Origin of the sequence: Legionella maioricensis, from assembly GCF_023618015.1 — a bacterium.
GTDB lineage: Bacteria > Pseudomonadota > Gammaproteobacteria > Legionellales > Legionellaceae > Legionella > Legionella maioricensis.
In genome coordinates, this window is sequence record NZ_JAJKBJ010000002.1 from 183215 (window position 1) to 199619 (window position 16405).

The following is a 16405-nucleotide window of genomic DNA, read 5'->3' on the forward strand; positions in this document are numbered from 1 at the left end:
ATTGACCCCATTTACCAGAAAGAAGACAACCGCTCAATGCAAATGCGATTACCTCGGGTAATCGCATTTGCGCTTTTGACCAGCTCAAGTGCGCGCGAGCCGGTTTTTACTAACAATGGAAACGATAAAAATAATACCCGGAATCAGGAAGATAAGATGCAAAATAGTAATTTCTCGCTAATAAAAAATCGGCTAATTAATCCTTTTAAAACCCACGCGCAGAGTATTCAGAAAGACCGTCAGGCCACCCAATATGTTTTTCTAATTATAGGCCTTTCCTTATTAATTCATATAGTATGCATCACGTCCACTGTATTGCTGGCGGAAGAGGCTTATTACTGGAACTATGCCCAACACCTTGATTTTAGTTATTTGGATCACCCACCTATGGTGGCTCTACTTATTAAATTATCTACATCAGTCTTGGGTACTCATGAATTCGGCGTACGCATGATAAGCCTGGTCTGTTGGATGCTGATGGCTTTTTTTAGTTATAAACAAACTCAATTAATCAATAAAGGCTCAGGGCCATACGCTCTTATGTTATTGGCCATATTACCCTTTTTTGTTCTCCATTCTGTGGTCATTACTCCTGACGTTCCCCTTATTGCCTGCTGGTCCGCATCGCTTTACTGCCTTTATCGCGCCCTGACTCTAAATGAATCGAATTTCTGGTACGCCGCAGGAATCTGGCTTGGATTAGGCATGCTTTCAAAATACACCATTTCCCTGTTAGGAATAGCGACTCTTTTTTATATGCTCATCATCCCTACTGCTCGCCTATGGTTCAGGCGTAAAGAACCCTACCTTTGTGCTCTTATTGCGGCCTTTATTTTTACCCCGGTTATTTATTGGAATGCAACTCACCACTGGGTTTCCTTTGTATTTCAAAGCAGCCGCCGCTTTGCTTCCATTTCGTCTTTCCATTTACCTCAATTGATTGGATTGTCCCTTCTTTTTTTAATGCCAATTGGCATCTATGGATTTTGGAAACTGGTGAAAAAAGGTACTTTGGAGTTACCGGAGATTAATGCCCAGGCGAAACATTTCATGCGTATTTATACTTTAATTCCCTTGGGATTTTTTGCTTTATTTAGTTTAAATCATTCTATAAAATTTAATTGGATAGGCCCCATATTTTTAGCTCTTCTTCCCTGGTTGGCAGCACTTATCGCTAACGACCAGAAAAAACGCCCTCTCTGGTTAAAATCCTCGGTTTTTTTAGTAATATGTTATGGTGCGATTCTATTAATTGGCTATGCCAACAAATCAGAAGTAATCCAAGAGAAGCTCCTCAAAGACGTCATTGCCTGGGATACCCTAACAGAGCAATTTCATGAGATTGCCAAAAGCGTGGAAGCAAAAACAAAGGCCATACCAACCTTTGTTCCGCTGGATAATTACCGCATAGGTAGTGAGCTGTCCTTTTATCAGGCCAAGTTTCTGACCCAAGGCAATATAACCAATGTTTATCCCATAGCAGGAGCCCATATTTTAGGGGGAGAGAGTTTAATGTATCGTTACTGGTCAAAAAAAGAAGATTTTTTAAATAAACCCTTGATTCTGATCACTACAGATCTCCAATCTTTTAACACTGCTGCACTTAAACAACAAATTATTGAGCTCTCAGAAGCAAAAAAAGTGGACTCGGTAAGCCAGGGCCAGGGAATAATCAGTACTCCCTACTACTACAAGGTGGTACAACTAAAACAATAGAAAATATTTTATTGCACGTAGGCATGAGAAGAAATACGCCATCTAGAGCAACCCAGCCTTTTATTCTCCAATTTCTCACCAGAGAAAGAAGGTCTTTCTCATTGAGTTGATTTCATACTATAATCGCCTGCATTAATCTACTTCGGAATTCCCTGCTTCGTTAGATACATAAGCGTTAGTAAAAGGAAGGCTCTTGTTTTTCGCTGGGCAGGTTTCGATTAAATACTAACCCAATTACATTTTGCACCATAATCATCGTTCAAGAAGATAATATGAGAAATTGCACTTTTTTAATAAAAAAATCAAATGACTAAGCTATCTAAATCATATTCGGGCAGCATGCAAAAAGCCCCCCAGACCCTACTGTATCTTTTGCTTATTGTTGGTATTTCCTTATTAATCCATTTAGTATGTATGGCATCAGCTGATTTACTGGTTGAAGAAGCATACTATTGGAATTATGCCCAACATCTGGATTTTAGTTATCTGGATCATCCCCCGATGGTCGCTCTGCTCATTAAATTCTCTACTTCAATTTTTGGTACCAATGAATTAAGTGTGCGCCTGACAAGCATCATCTGCTGGCTGCTAACCGCCCTTTTTAGTTATAAATTAACGCGGTTAATTAACCCTGACGCGGCATTATACGCAGTAATGTTGCTAGCAATATTGCCCTTTTTTTTCCTTCAGTCGCTGGTCATTACCCCCGATCTCCCCCTTCTTGTTTGCTGGTCGGCATCGCTTTATTGTCTTTATCGCGCCCTGATTTTAAATGAAGCAAACTATTGGTATCTTGCTGGAGTCTGGCTTGGTTTAGGTATGCTGTCAAAATATACAATCGTATTACTGGGACTGGCAAGCCTTTATTATGTAACTACGGTACCTACTGCGCGCCAATGGTTCAGACGCAAAGAGCCCTATGCATCTGTTCTTATTGCCGCCCTGTTATTTACTCCGGTTATTTATTGGAATGCAACCCACCAATGGGCTTCTTTTTTATTTCAAAGCACACGTCGCTTCGCCTCAACCTCTTCTATAGATTTACATTATCTTCTTGCTTTAATCTTTATTTTTATTACTCCGTTAGGTGTTTTGGGCTTGTGGGAGCTTTTGAAAAAAAATACTCTGCCGGTTATTAGCGATACAGTCAATACGAAGCGTTTCCTGCGCATTTTTATCCTGGTGCCGTTGGGATTTTTTGCCTTGTTTAGCCTGAATCATGAAGTCAATTTAAATTGGATAGGTCCCCTGTTCTTAGCCCTTATACCCTGGCTTACTCTGCTTATAGCAAACAGTCCTAAAAATCATGCTCTTTGGTTAGGTACCGCCCTCTCTTTATTGACAGGGTATAGCAGTGCATTGCTAATAGCCACTTTTAATACTTCTGAATTGGTGCAGGAAAAATTATTTATAAAAGTTGTCGCTTGGGAGCCTTTAATTAAAAAATTTCATCATATAGCCCAACAAGTTGAAGCGAAAACCAAGAAAACCCCCGTTTTCATACCTTTAGATAACTTCCCTATAGGCAGCGAACTTTCTTTTTATCAGACTAAGTTCCTGGAGAAAGGCAGTATACTAAAAAGTTATCCCATTGCCGGTTCTCACCTTTTTGGTTTAGACAGTTTAATGTATCGCTATTGGTCAAAAGATATGGAACTTGCGGGAAGACCGCTGATTTTAATTTCAAAAGAGCTATGGCGCTTTGATCTTCCGGAAATCAAAAGACAAACCATTGAACAATCAAAATTGAAGAAGGTATGGTCAAAAGGTCAAGGCCAAGGAGTAAGAAATATTCCGTTTTATTATCAGGTAGTGCAAATGAAAGAATAAATTACTGTAAAACGGCCGGCTGTCTTTTTTCTCGCCAAACAAGACGCGAATAAAAAAAATAATTTAATACCGAGCCCAGGATAACGCCTGAAACCATGATTAGATTTTCTTTTACATACCCCGTACCAAAGTAATGAGTCCCAAGTTTAACCCAGTTGCCTTGAAAGCCTACCATCAATACGGAGTATCCTACAAAAAAAGCAAAGGACTTAAACCGTTGGCTTAGGCTTCTTTTTTTAAATGTAAATTGATTGTTTAAGATGAAATTATTCACTACAGCAGCTATAACAGCCAATTGCGCAGCAAAAAAAGGAGCAAAATTTAAGCGCAACGCATTATAGACCAGACACTGAATGACTAAGCCTATCAGACCCACTGCACACATGCTCATATAAGGTTTCAGTTCGTGAAAACGCAAAGTGGCCAAAACGCGCAGAGAATCAAAGATACTATTTGCCGGGAGTTTGCTTTGTCCTTTTTCTCTATCCACGAACTCAATCGGATACTCAGCAATTTTTGCTTTAGTTTTGTGTAAGGCCCATAGTAATTCTAATTTATAAGCATAATTATTAGAAATGAATCGTTCCGGTAACGCTTTATTCAAGGCAAGATAATGAGTTGCCCTAAAGCCGCTAGTAAAATCTTTATACTTGGGCGTTAGAGCGATGCGCGCCACTATGTTACCCAGTTTAGACAAAAACTTACGATGCCAACCCCAATTGCGAGGAATAGATCCCCCATTGATGTAGCGACTGCCTACAACGACATCGTGATCATGCATTTTTTCAATCATGGGCAAGAGATAATGCGGCTGATGCGATAAATCGGCATCAAACTCGACAACAATGTCGGCCCCTAAATGAGTTAATGCATAACGCATCGCTTGTAAATAGGCAGAACCTAAACCTGTTTTTTTCGGTTCGGTTATTAAATGTAACTGGGGATATTGCTTCTGAAGCTGAGACACTAGGTCTTGAGTATTGTCCGTAGAGCAGCTATCAAAGACTAAAACATGAAAACTCATTGCAGAAGAAGAAGTGGCTTTAAAAACCTGATGAATCGTTTCTTCAATTACAAGGGACTCATTATAAGTTGGAATGATAATGACAACTGTTTTCATATTCATAAATAAAGCGAACTCCATTTTCCCATGGCACAACTGATACATCTAAAACAGACATATAAACTTTTGAGTATAATGTAATTTAAACCTATATAGAAGAAGTTAGAACCAGAAAACAACCGCATCCCCGCTATTTCTTACTAAGAGCAATTAATGCATCCCCTCTTATGTTATCGATAAGAGGGAATAAAGTGAAGGATAATAAGATTATTGAATTACTGGCAGTTGAGGAGCAGCTGTTTGTTTAGGACCTGGTGTGGACTTTTGAACCGGATCTTTAGACGCATAACTCTTAGTAGCTGTTTTTGCCTTACCGGTAGTAGCGCCTGTATTTTGTTTCATCGTTTGATGTGCTGAATAATCCACGTTCTGAGGATTCCGCCCATCCATATAGCAGCCAGATAATCCCAAAACCAAAGACACAACGATCCCATAACCCCATTTAAAAGACTTAAAATTTTTCATAATTAGCTTCCTGCATAAGTTAATATAAATAGCTCGGGTATTTCTTGAAAACATTTTAACTCATTAATTAATATAAATTAAAAGGCATCAAATAACCATAAATATTTTTGTAGGCTAAAAACTTACTCTTCCTTAGACCATGCCACTAAGCTGAAAATTAATCCCTACGAAATTATCAGCGTAAGTACTTCCACGCACCGAATGTGCGTAAGAAGGAGTAATACGCAATTGCTTATAGTGATAATCTATCCCGATACCATAACCATAGCCATATCGACCCAAAAGGATCTCCGGAGTGGCAGAAAGAGCCCCAATATTAGCCGCTGATATGGGTCTGCTGAAATCTCGACTAACTATCTGAATGAACCCGCCGCTTATAAAGGGAGAAACACGGTCATTTACTTGATAATACAAGCGCGCGTATTCCATTGTCGTCCCTATTCTTGTTTTCAGGGAAGGCACAAAAACATTTTGATTGGAGTAAATAACAGTATAATTTTGCTGGCGAAAATTACTATAAAAATAAGTTAAATCACCTTGCAAATAGAATGCCTTGTAACTTTGGCCAAAGAAAGTACGCGCACCTATGGTGCTGTCATTACCGTTATAATTCGCAAAACCGCTTAAAGGATTAGCCGTATCGCCATTAAGGGTATTAATCAGGTGATAATTATCACGACCAAAGCTGGCAAATACATCGATAAAAACAGGGAAAAATACTTGTTTCATCACATGCACATACACTCCGTTGTCCTGAAGTGACTGAGTGGTTTGGTTAAGCACGCTCGTCATCCGGGAGAGGGCGTTCGTATTGGTAGTTATATTGTAAAAATTCAGCCCCCAATAGAAATTACGCGTTTTAAAATTGTCGCCACCAACCGAGATAAAATTAGTATGGCCCGAATATTGATTAAAAAAGGCGCCCTGACTTGATGAAAATTTAAAATCATCATAAAACGAATTAACAATAGCTTTGGGTTGTAAGTATTGTTGAATTAATTGCTCCATCTCTTGCTCACTCTTCATTTTATCTTTGATAGCAAGAGACTGATTTTGAGCAGAAACAGCGGTGGATAATAGAAGCAACAAAGAGAAAAAAACATTAGTTCTCATTACATTCCTTTATAAATAGTCCAGTTACTTAATTTTTATAGGCATTAAACTCAGAAGCCTACTCCAGTTTTTAATGTGGAAGCATCAACGATGTTGTCTGTCCGCAGGTGGACACTTCCAGGGTAGCCTGAGGCTGTACCGCCGCGTTCATACCATTATTAACCTGCCCCACATTTGCTTGGTTTTGCGCATTCGCCGCGGGCGCAGGCCCCGGATCATCCACTTTTGGCGCATTATCACCCCCGCAGGCAGCAAGCCAAAGCAGGGAGGATAAAATAACCCAACGGCTTCGTTTAAAGAACAAATAACATGACATAGTGCACATCCTGTAATACTGTTATGTAAAATAAGAATATAAGTTAATCTTAAATCATAAGCAATAATGCCCTCCCCCCTTTTATTCAAATAATCGGATAGAGTCGTTGTGTTACGTTGGGGCTAAATGTAGGATTGGCTTGATGAGTACCGGATAAAAAAACTTTAAAAACACAACTAAGGATGGAATGATGAAAAAAATCTGCTCAAAAAGTGCCGCCCTGTTCACCGCAATTTCTCTCGCCTTTGGGATAGCAGAAGCCGCTGTTCCTGTTAGTTCCTCGGGACAAGCGACTTTATCAATAACGGCAGTATCAACAAACTCAAAATCAACGTTGGCAAAGTGTCGCAACACCCTGGCAAACTGTGTTGTCACGCTAACTCTTATGCCTCCCAATCAGGGATTTGTGATCATTGAGAATACGTCTAATGTTGATGCCATAAATGTACAGGCAATCTTGCCTAGTGAATTTAATGATGTAAACCAGGTATCCATCTGTGAGGTATTAAAAGCCCACGAATCCTGCTCACTGATTTTTGCGCCAGGCTCCAACACGCAGGTGCACCCTCAAACAACCATCCCTATAAAAGGTAACAATACAAGTACCGTTTTCTTCGATATGAGAGTTCTGGAGCTGGGTGGCTCATAATCATAAAACAACTAATTGAACCTCTGTTATCAGTGTTATTTCAGAGTAATTAACCCTTCGGATGCCGCGAATATATCGCGGCACGTCTGACTTTCAAAGAAGGCAAAACGCCCCCATACCCACCCGCTTTTTAATTGGGTCAGGTTTTGCTTTTTCAAGCTATATGCTTATAATCAGGCATTCCACCATCATAAAGGACTACCATGATTTACCCCAATATTCTGGCCACCATAGGACATACTCCTGTCGTCAAAATTAATCGTCTGGGCCGTGACCTGGATTGTGAACTCTACGTCAAATGTGAATTTTTCAACCCAGGGGGCTCGGTAAAAGACCGTATTGGCTATGAAATGGTAATTAACGCGGAACGCGATGGAAAAATCAAACCTGGTTATACCCTCATTGAACCTACTTCCGGCAACACAGGAATAGGCATTGCTCTGGCCGGTGCTGTGTTAGGCTATAAAGTGATTATTACCATGCCGGAAAAAATGAGTCAGGAAAAACAATGTGTGCTTGAACGTCTGGGTGCAAAAATCTATAGAACCCGAACCGAGGCAGCCTCCCATGATCCAGACAGTCATATTTCTTTAGCTAAAAAATTACAGGCAGAAATACCCAATTCCTATATTCTGGATCAATACGCGAACCCTAATAATCCTAACGCCCATTATCGTGGAACAGCTCAAGAGATCATTGATGATTTTGGTAAGGATTTACACATGGTCGTCGCCGGTGTAGGAACTGGCGGAACAATTAGCGGTATAGCAAAACGCCTTAAAGAATATAATCCGGCAATTAAGATTATAGGAGTAGATCCTGAAGGTTCAATTCTTGGCGGAGGTACGGAAATCAAACCCTATCAGGTAGAAGGCATAGGCTATGATTTCTTCCCTGATGTACTGAATAATGACTTAATTGATACCTATATTAAAACCAATGATGCTGATTCATTTCGTACAGCAAGACAGTTAATTCGTGACGAAGGATTATTAGTAGGAGGCTCCAGTGGTGCGGCAATGTGGGGGGCTTTACAAGCAGCCAAATCTTTAGGTAAAGGAAAAAAATGCCTGGTGATTTTGCCCGACTCTATTCGCAATTACATGTCTAAATTTGCTAATGATGAGTGGATGAAGGTTCAAGGTTTTCTCTAAATAGTTCTGTTGCCTACCCACTCTTAAGTGGGTAGAGCCTCTATCACTTTACGCAGCAGGACTTGCTGACTGACTGGACTCAGCCTCTATACGCTCAAATAGTTGATCTACCTCAATTTTATTTGTACTAATCCAGCCAGCCAAAGAACTGGCCAATAATTCATTAATCTGTTTGTTCGGTCCATTAAATGATTCGAGGGTCACCGGAGTTTCAGCCGCTTGCGTTAATTTGGAAAAAAATGCAGTAGTATCAGCTATAATGCCCCTTACAGTGGGTAAAAATTTAATATAAAAATCCATCAAACTTGAAGTGGTTAATTCATTGCCTTTTATCATCGTCAGAAAATTCTCTCGCCATTGCAAAAAGGATTGTAATAAACGTTTATTATCGGCCTCTATTAAAGCAACTATCGGAGCTATGGTTCCCGTATTCTCATGACTATCCACAACAGGTTCAGGTGGGCTTATAGCCAATTGACCGACATAAGCAAAGTCTGCTTTATTCGCTACTCCGGGAAAATAATGTTCTCCCTGGACCTGAAGTACTAATTCCAGTTTTGGGTTATGAACGGTACTGTCTGTAAAAACGTCCCGCTTTCTTATTTCTTTTCCATGTTCAGTAATAGATAAAGTAATGGTTATCCCCAACGTTCGGGCCAGAGCACCTAGCACTGAAGGAGGAAGTACTGTAGTTGACTCGCGTAAAAAACCTTTTGAAGTAGTGACATCCAAACCGTCGAAGACTTCGCGATAATCTAAAGGATGGGCATAAATTTCATCAATAACAAGCTGACGCAACACAAAGGCCATGCATTCGACCTTTTCAGATTTACGCGGCCCATTGATCAGCATTCCCATTCGTTCGGCTGGAGTCAGATACGGTAGTTGAGCTTTAAACTTGGGATAATAGTCAAAAAAACGATCCAGTAATATCTTCAAAGTCGTTTCATTCACACGCGATGCATTTCTGATACTATCAATTAATGCCACGGCTAAAGCATGAAATTGCTCTCCACCGACATTAATAAAACTGAGTTCGGTTGCTGTCTGCGTACTGCTTTGATTCGCAGGAGTCCTAGTAAAAAAACCAGTATGTCCCCCAGTGCGTGTCATTGTGCTCTCCTACCTTGAAGGTATACTTCTATTCTAATGAATCAAGATTAAGGAAATATTAACAAACTGTCTATAATTTGGCACCCTGATGTCACACGACTGTTTTTTCCAATTAGACCCTAAATTTTCACGCTTGAACTTTTTTTTAATACCAGATAAAAAGCCCATTTTTAAATCTGCAAATAAATAGCCGCGATTTAAAAATATAACTATAGTTTTCTCAAAATAAAGCTATAGTTATATAGGGATTTTGAAGACCATAAAAGGGTTAAAAAGCGTAGTTTAGGATTAAGGAGCTTTTGCATAGAGCATCCTCACAGCTCAGAGCTCTAAAAAGTAAGGAGAACGCATGGAACATTCTCAGGAAGGTGATTTAATTCGTGTCAAAGAGTTATTAAGACACACCGGTGAATTTATTGCCTATTTTGAACTGGCAGAAACTAAAATGATTGAGTGGCGCGAGGAAATGGAGCAACAAGCTGCCCGATTAACCCAGCATTCACAAAGACTACAAAATGAATTGGCCTCCGTACACGAGCTATTATCACAAGCAGGCACTACCCGTTTTAGAGTGATTGCAGAAAAGGCACTATCTCAAGGGGAGCTCCAACTCCAAATCATGGAAAACAGCTGCAATCAATTCACTGAAAATTTTCAAGAGCAACAAGAACAACTGGAATTACTTACCGCTCAATGCATTACTAAAATCGAACAACACTGCTCAAAGGCAACTCAGGTAATTGCAACCCAATTAGCTAAATATGACGCGCATCAATTCCATCGCATTGCCAATGAAAGTTGTGATCACGTAGAGCGTGTTGCAAATGATGCAGTGAACAAAAGTAATAAATTGCTCCGCTTGTTTCAAATGCGATTTAGTCTCTTTGCGGTATTTACTACCGTACTTACTGCCTTTGTTATTGTGTTGTATTTAAATGGGGAACTTCCTTGGGAAATGCACCATAAGGCCGTAAATGAACGCCATGCCGGCAAAGTATTACTTCAGGCCTGGCCCAATCTAACTCTTGAAGAAAAAACCAAGATATTAAACGACGACAGCTTGCAGCATGGTGGATAAAGTCTTTACTTTGATGGACTCAACAGTTGGTCTCGTTTATTTATTTATTGTCATGGTGTTGCTTCTTTTCTTGTTACGGAAAAAGAGAAAACTGCGGCGAATCAGGCAATGGCAGAAAATGCTGAATTTACAGGAGCATCAGCAAATTTTTCAGCAATTATATCAACCGATCGATGGATTCATGCTTTCCAACCAAGCACGACAAAAACAAAATGCAATTGAATACACGTACGGAGAAATAAAATTTTTACCCTTTATCGCTCTTTTATCGTTGGTAAAACCGGATCACAAAACAATTTTTTATGATCTGGGTAGTGGTATTGGCAAAGCAGTTCTTGCCTGTGCCATGGTATATCCAGTCCGTAAAAGTGTTGGAGTAGAGTTACTACCAGAATTACATTTGGGGGCGTGCAGTCAAGCCGAACAGTTGGCAATGGATCCAAACTACGCGGAAAAAGCAAAGAAAATTGAGTTTATCCTGGGAAGTTTTTTAGAAGTTAATCTCAATGAGGCAACGCTAGTTTTTATCAATTCAACGACTCTATTGGGTACCGTGTGGGAGAGTCTTTGTGCACGGATCAATGATCTACCCCAACTGAATACCGTAATTACAACCAGTAAAACCCTAATCTCCAATAATTTTTTAGTTACAAATCACACTAAAATAGAGATGAGTTGGGGCGTGGTCGAGGCTTATATTCACAGGCGAAAAACAAATTTGTACTAACTGGCTTGAAAAGATTGAATAATTTTTTACCCAGTCTATACTTATAAAACAAAGGATAAATTGTCAGCACCTGATGTGTCTTGGTGACAGACTATGACAGACACGCGACAAAACGAGGTGGGTATGATTAAATCGGAACTCATTGAACACATCGCTGCTCGAATGACGCATCTTACTGAAAAACAAGTGGCTGATGGAATTAATAGAATATTAGAGTTAATGAGCGAAGCACTCATTAATGGACAAAGAATAGAAATTCGTGGTTTTGGTAGCTTTTCACTCCATTACCGACCACCACGAAATGCTCATAATCCTAAAACAGGTGAAAAAGTAGTGACTGAAGCCAAACACAGTCCTCACTTTAAGCCAGGAAAAGAATTGCGCGAACGTGTGGACGCGTCACGCATGAACTGCCCTCTGCCAGAAGATGAATAAATCGGACTATTTCCTATCATCTCATTGAGGGGCAGTTTAGGAATCGCCATCCATCCAATAGAAAGGAAAATGGGCGTTATTTTTTATCAGGTTCTAGGTAAGGTAACGCCTGTTTGCCCCTGATACTTACCATTACGATCACGATAGGAAACGGCACAAACCTCACTGGCTTCAAGAAAAAGCATTTGCGCTACACCTTCGTTTGCATAAATTTTAGCGGGCAGAGTTGTTGTATTGGAAAATTCAAGGGTTACATGTCCTTCCCACTCTGGCTCTAAAGGGGTTACGTTCACGATTATCCCACATCGCGCGTAGGTGGATTTTCCAAGACAAATAGTCAATACATTTCGAGGGATGCGGAAATACTCTACTGTTCGTGCCAAAGCAAAAGAATTAGGCGGAATAATGCATACGTCTGAATGCACATCAACAAAACTATTCTCATCAAAGGCCTTGGGATCTACAATGGCAGAGTTAATATTAGTGAAAATCTTAAACTCATTGGAGCAACGTACATCATAACCATAACTGGATACGCCATAAGAAATGATCCGACCACCGTCGTTCTCGCGCACTTGGCCAGATTGAAATGGAGTGATCATCCCATGTTCCAGAGCCATTTTTTCTATCCATCGATCTGATTTAATTGACATGGTTAAACCTCTTTAATTCTGCAAAAAATAGAGTTCTATCATAAATTACGCTCAAACGAAAGTTTAGGTTAAATTTTTTACAAAAGCAGGCCTCCTCTGAGTACCCAACTTAAGTTATTTTATCCTAGAAGCAGTTGACACTTATTTTTTCTTTGCGGCCATATTCGCTAATATTTCGCCCAACTCCATAGGCATGGGAAACACTATGGTTGAATTATTCGTCCCGGCAATTGCTGCTAAAGTCTGGAGATATCTTAATTGCATGGCCTGGGGTTGTTGTGCTAAAACTTGTGATGCCTGTAATAGCTTTTCCGATGCTTGCAGCTCGCCCTCGGCATGAATAATTTTCGCTCTTTTATCCCGCTCGGCTTCAGCTTGCTTTGCAATCGCGCGAATCATACTTTCATCCAGATCTACATGTTTAATTTCCACATTGGATACTTTAATGCCCCAGCTATCCGTTTGTGCATCTAATATTTTTTGCACGTCGCTATTTAAGCGTTCGCGCTCAGATAACATTTCATCGAGCTCATGCTGTCCCAGAACCGAGCGCAGTGTTGTTTGCGCTAATTGGCTGGTCGCTTCATAATAGTTTTCTACTTGTATTATCGCGTGTTCTGGAACGACCACCCGAAAATACAATACGGCATTAACTCTTACCGACACGTTGTCTCTGGATATTACGTCCTGGCTAGGAACATCCATCACTATAGTTCTTAAATCAACGCGAACCACCTGTTGAATAATTGGAATAATAATGACTAAACCGGGGCCTTTAACGCGCCAAAACCGTCCCAGCATAAAAACCACCCCGCGCTCATATTCTCTGAATACCCGGAACATGGACACCAACAATAAACCAAGTATAACAATCAATACTCCGAAAAAAGCAGCCATCTTTTTCTCCTTGAATCCTCATCACACCAATAAACTACTCCGCTGAATCCTCTTCTTCTACTTCGAGTAACAGTCCTGATGTTGCTATGACTTTAATATTTTTATCCGCGGCAATTGGCATCTTGGCATGAACACTCCATATTTCCCCTCGAATTACCGCCTGACCGTGTAAATTAATCGCCCCTAATGCCCGGCCTTTAGCGCCAACTAACACAATGAGTCCATTTTTAACGGTTTGACGTCGGGATTTAATCACCGCGCCTAAAAGAAACACAAAAATTACAATATTAGCCGCGGCCATTGCCCATATTGCTGACCAAGCGATTTGATATGTCTCGTTCGTGGTATTGATTAACAAAATGGAACCAAGAATAAAGGCTACCGTTCCCCCCAAACCCAAGGCACCAAAACTCGGTGTAAATCCTTCTGCTATAACAAAGACTACTCCTAGAAGAATTAACCCAAGTCCAGCATAATTAACGGGTAATAATTGTAGAGCATAGAGTGCAATAATCATGGCTACTGCACCAACGACTCCAGGCAGAACAACTCCTGGATTCATAAACTCGAAAATAAGACCATATATGCCAAACAATATTAAAAGGTAGGCTACTGTTGGGTTGGTGATAGCTGATAAAAAACGGGGGCGCCAATCGGGCGCCACCACTGCAATTGATGGATTAAGCGTGTTTAATGATATTTTTTGATTATTTTGCATGACGGTCACTTTATTAAGCTGAGCCAATAAATCGGCCTCGTCCGTTGCAATATAATTAATTACTCCAGCTTTCAGAGCCTCTGGAGCGGTTATGGAAACCGCATCGACTACAGCTTTTTCAGCAAAAAGCGGATCCCGCCCCCGTAGCTGGGCCAATGAGCGAATGGTAGCTACAGCATCACTGCGCATCTTTTTCTCCATAGTAGTAGATTTCTTATTCTCGAATCCACTTCCAATATTCACCGGGCTTGCTGCTCCTAATTGAGTTCCGGGCGCCATAGCGGCTAAAGTACTGGCATATAATAAATAAGTTCCAGCGCTCGCAGCTCTTGCCCCATTGGGACTTACATAAGTCACAATGGGCACTTTTGAAGTTAAAAATTTTTGGATAATGGCCCTCATTGCGTCATCAAGACCACCGGGGGTATCCAATAAAACCAGAATTAAGTCTGCATTTTGAGCCTTAGCTATTCCTCTATCTATATAATCTGCAGTAGCGGGACCGATTGGCCCTTTTATGCTAAGTTCTACTATTTTTGCCGCATAAATAGGCGAAGATCCCAACACAGTCAGAACGATTAAGATGAGTAGATGATTCATTAATCGGGATAAAAATAACTCTGGTCTAGCGAGCAAATTAACCGCCTCCCGCATGCAGTAGGATTTACACATGCCCGGTTCCTTTTGAGGGGCCATATGATAAAAGATAGCACAACTTGTGTGAAAAATAGTGATTTTGGCATTATTAGCTTTTATAACCCGCAAGACATAACTTTCTTACGGGTTATATTTTGACGAGATGAATTGCTTAGAAATAAACCCCGATTTGAGCGGATACAGTATCTGCTGATCGCCCAGTACCAAAAGAGGTTGCATTCACCAACCCTGCTGGGGCGGCTCCATTTGCAAATTGATAAATATTGTAATCGACATCATGTTTGTACTCTAAGCTTTCCACAGTATCTTTCCAAATGGATATGTTAAATACACCAATGAAACGATGTTGTGGTATGTTTAAAGCCAGAGCTTCTTTTGACCATTGATATCCTATGCCTATTGACGAGGGTCGATTAAAGGCTCTAAAGGTCATGCCTAATTCTGTCTGGACAGCTTGTGGCTTGGCTCCCAGGCCATTAAAACTCAAATCCTGAGGTCTAAAGCGTTGTACAGCACCCACCCATTCCGCAAAGAGGTTAAAGCGATCGAAGCTCACGTTACCGTGCACATCTGCAGCTTGAGTCTTACGTACAGCTTCATTTCCATTGGTAAAGGATCCAAAGCCACCAAAGGTTGTACCAATATCAGCACCTGTGCTTTGCATTCCAGCAGCATCAGCAATGGAGCTTATATAACTTGCTCCTATTTCTCCACTTAGCCCCCTAAAGTCGTAGTTATAACCCCAGTTAACCCCGCCAACCCCTGATTTACCTAAGGTTGTGTCACTTCGATAGATATAAGTTGCGGCAAATGGTCCAGTATTTTCCTGGGATTTATACCCTAAAATAAATGGTCTTGTTTTGGTTCGTGCTAAATTCATGGTTAAAGGAGAACTAACCATTGAGCTGGAATATCGTCCAAAGGGTACATATAACTGCCCGGCAGTAAAATATATGGGGGTCTTATCCAGATTCCCAATATTGACAAAGCCCATGTTCAAATTGAAGGCCGAATTATTAATTCGTGGTCCAACAGCAGGCGGCGTCTCGTCATAGGCTATGGACATATAGGCTTCTACATTTTGGTTTAAAGCCGCTGCAACATCCAACTCGCTCGAGCCCAGGGTAATATCTGCACTGGTATTTGAACGGAAGGGAGCATTAATCACCCCAACAGGCTCTGCCTTTCCACTGATGGCAATGATAGGCATGTGTGGAACGGGATAACCTATACTTTTATAGGCATCATATAAACGACGGCGTTGTTGCATTAAACGAATATCACGGTTAATACTTGAAATGTTAACAATATAATCAGATCCATCAAAAGCAGGTCTGTCTCCCAAATAGGGAGAGCTTACAACAGGCGTTCCGGCAATATAAGTTACCACGCGATTTTCAGCAACCAAGGCCGTAGGATAAAAGCCGATAGATTCTGGATGTAATTCAGGAGCATGCACCGTAACATGGCTTGAATGATAGTGATCTCGGGCTCTCCCACTCTTCTGGCTATGAGGAGCAGTATTGATAACCGGTTTTTTTGTTGCTCTCTTTGCATGCTGTTCATGACGGGTATGATGAGACACCATTCTTTTTTGAAGTTTATTTAATTGCGACTGCAACATTTGCGTTTGTTTTTGTAACCGTTGAATTTCCTGAAGCAATTGTTGATCATTTTCCGCATATAGTGGCGATGATAAACAGGCTAGAGCCAATATGATTTTTTTAAACTTCATGCGGTTACTCCTGCGTATTATTTTTA

Annotated in this window: 16 protein-coding genes; 7 read left to right on the plus strand and 9 right to left on the minus strand. The window is 40.6% G+C overall.

Going from position 1 to position 16405, the window contains the following annotated elements; all coding sequences use genetic code 11:
• Window positions 1-36: 36 nt before the first annotated feature.
• Both LOX96_RS03050 and LOX96_RS03055 read left to right on the plus strand, forming a co-directional pair.
• The gene (locus LOX96_RS03050; RefSeq protein WP_250420532.1) at window positions 37-1716 is read left to right on the plus strand and encodes a glycosyltransferase family 39 protein; all 1680 of its coding nucleotides are present in this window, start codon (window positions 37-39) and stop codon (window positions 1714-1716) included.
• Between the two features lie 306 nt (window positions 1717-2022).
• Window positions 2023-3546: a glycosyltransferase family 39 protein gene (locus LOX96_RS03055; RefSeq protein ID WP_250420534.1), complete on the plus strand. Its 1524-nt coding sequence runs from the start codon at window positions 2023-2025 to the stop codon at window positions 3544-3546.
• A 1-nt stretch (window position 3547) separates the two neighbouring features.
• On the opposite strand, the gene LOX96_RS03060 is transcribed toward LOX96_RS03055, so the two are convergent.
• The 4 genes from LOX96_RS03060 to LOX96_RS03075 all read right to left on the minus strand — a co-directional run bounded on the left by LOX96_RS03060 (window position 3548) and on the right by LOX96_RS03075 (window position 6563).
• The gene (locus LOX96_RS03060) at window positions 3548-4672 is read right to left on the minus strand and encodes a glycosyltransferase (RefSeq protein WP_250420537.1); all 1125 of its coding nucleotides are present in this window, start codon (window positions 4670-4672) and stop codon (window positions 3548-3550) included.
• Between the two features lie 204 nt (window positions 4673-4876).
• Window positions 4877-5134: a hypothetical protein gene (locus tag LOX96_RS03065; RefSeq protein WP_250420540.1), complete on the minus strand. Its 258-nt coding sequence runs from the start codon at window positions 5132-5134 to the stop codon at window positions 4877-4879.
• Window positions 5135-5266: 132 nt separating this feature from the next.
• Window positions 5267-6247 carry a hypothetical protein gene (locus LOX96_RS03070; RefSeq protein WP_250420543.1) on the minus strand — a complete coding sequence of 327 codons (981 nt, stop codon included), beginning with the start codon at window positions 6245-6247 and terminating at the stop codon, window positions 5267-5269.
• A 70-nt stretch (window positions 6248-6317) separates the two neighbouring features.
• On the minus strand, window positions 6318-6563 hold the full coding sequence (locus LOX96_RS03075) for a hypothetical protein (RefSeq protein WP_250420544.1): 246 nt from the start codon (window positions 6561-6563) through the stop codon (window positions 6318-6320).
• Between the two features lie 187 nt (window positions 6564-6750).
• Between LOX96_RS03075 and LOX96_RS03080 the strand changes: the two genes are divergently transcribed.
• Window positions 6751-7212 carry a hypothetical protein gene (locus tag LOX96_RS03080; RefSeq protein WP_250420547.1) on the plus strand — a complete coding sequence of 154 codons (462 nt, stop codon included), beginning with the start codon at window positions 6751-6753 and terminating at the stop codon, window positions 7210-7212.
• 203 nt (window positions 7213-7415) lie between these two features.
• Entirely contained in the window at window positions 7416-8366 is a 951-nt protein-coding gene (locus LOX96_RS03085) for a PLP-dependent cysteine synthase family protein (protein WP_250420550.1), read from the plus strand.
• Between the two features lie 48 nt (window positions 8367-8414).
• On the opposite strand, the gene LOX96_RS03090 is transcribed toward LOX96_RS03085, so the two are convergent.
• Window positions 8415-9479: a hypothetical protein gene (locus LOX96_RS03090; RefSeq protein ID WP_250420553.1), complete on the minus strand. Its 1065-nt coding sequence runs from the start codon at window positions 9477-9479 to the stop codon at window positions 8415-8417.
• Between the two features lie 349 nt (window positions 9480-9828).
• On the opposite strand from LOX96_RS03090, the gene LOX96_RS03095 reads away from it, so the two are divergent.
• The 3 genes from LOX96_RS03095 to LOX96_RS03105 all read left to right on the plus strand — a co-directional run bounded on the left by LOX96_RS03095 (window position 9829) and on the right by LOX96_RS03105 (window position 11719).
• Window positions 9829-10557: a hypothetical protein gene (locus LOX96_RS03095; protein WP_250420556.1), complete on the plus strand. Its 729-nt coding sequence runs from the start codon at window positions 9829-9831 to the stop codon at window positions 10555-10557.
• Window positions 10547-11284, plus strand: coding sequence for a class I SAM-dependent methyltransferase (locus LOX96_RS03100; protein WP_284498287.1), 738 nt, complete (start codon window positions 10547-10549; stop codon window positions 11282-11284). The genes LOX96_RS03095 and LOX96_RS03100 overlap by 11 nt, the downstream gene beginning before the upstream one ends.
• A 123-nt stretch (window positions 11285-11407) precedes the next feature.
• On the plus strand, window positions 11408-11719 hold the full coding sequence (locus LOX96_RS03105; RefSeq protein WP_250420625.1) for an integration host factor subunit beta: 312 nt from the start codon (window positions 11408-11410) through the stop codon (window positions 11717-11719).
• An 86-nt stretch (window positions 11720-11805) separates the two neighbouring features.
• Here the strand turns inward: LOX96_RS03105 and dcd are convergent, their stop codons facing one another.
• The 4 genes from dcd to LOX96_RS03125 all read right to left on the minus strand — a co-directional run bounded on the left by dcd (window position 11806) and on the right by LOX96_RS03125 (window position 16379).
• Complete coding sequence (gene dcd, locus LOX96_RS03110) at window positions 11806-12372, minus strand: dCTP deaminase (RefSeq protein ID WP_250420559.1); 567 nt, start codon at window positions 12370-12372, stop codon at window positions 11806-11808.
• Window positions 12373-12513: 141 nt separating this feature from the next.
• The gene (locus LOX96_RS03115) at window positions 12514-13269 is read right to left on the minus strand and encodes a slipin family protein (protein ID WP_250420562.1); all 756 of its coding nucleotides are present in this window, start codon (window positions 13267-13269) and stop codon (window positions 12514-12516) included.
• 34 nt (window positions 13270-13303) lie between these two features.
• Window positions 13304-14659 (minus strand): NfeD family protein, encoded by a 1356-nt coding sequence (locus tag LOX96_RS03120; protein ID WP_431606626.1) that lies wholly within the window; start codon window positions 14657-14659, stop codon window positions 13304-13306.
• A gap of 136 nt (window positions 14660-14795) precedes the next feature.
• Window positions 14796-16379, minus strand: a complete 1584-nt coding sequence (locus LOX96_RS03125; protein WP_250420565.1) for a FlxA-like family protein — start codon at window positions 16377-16379, stop codon at window positions 14796-14798.
• Window positions 16380-16405 lie beyond the last annotated feature (26 nt).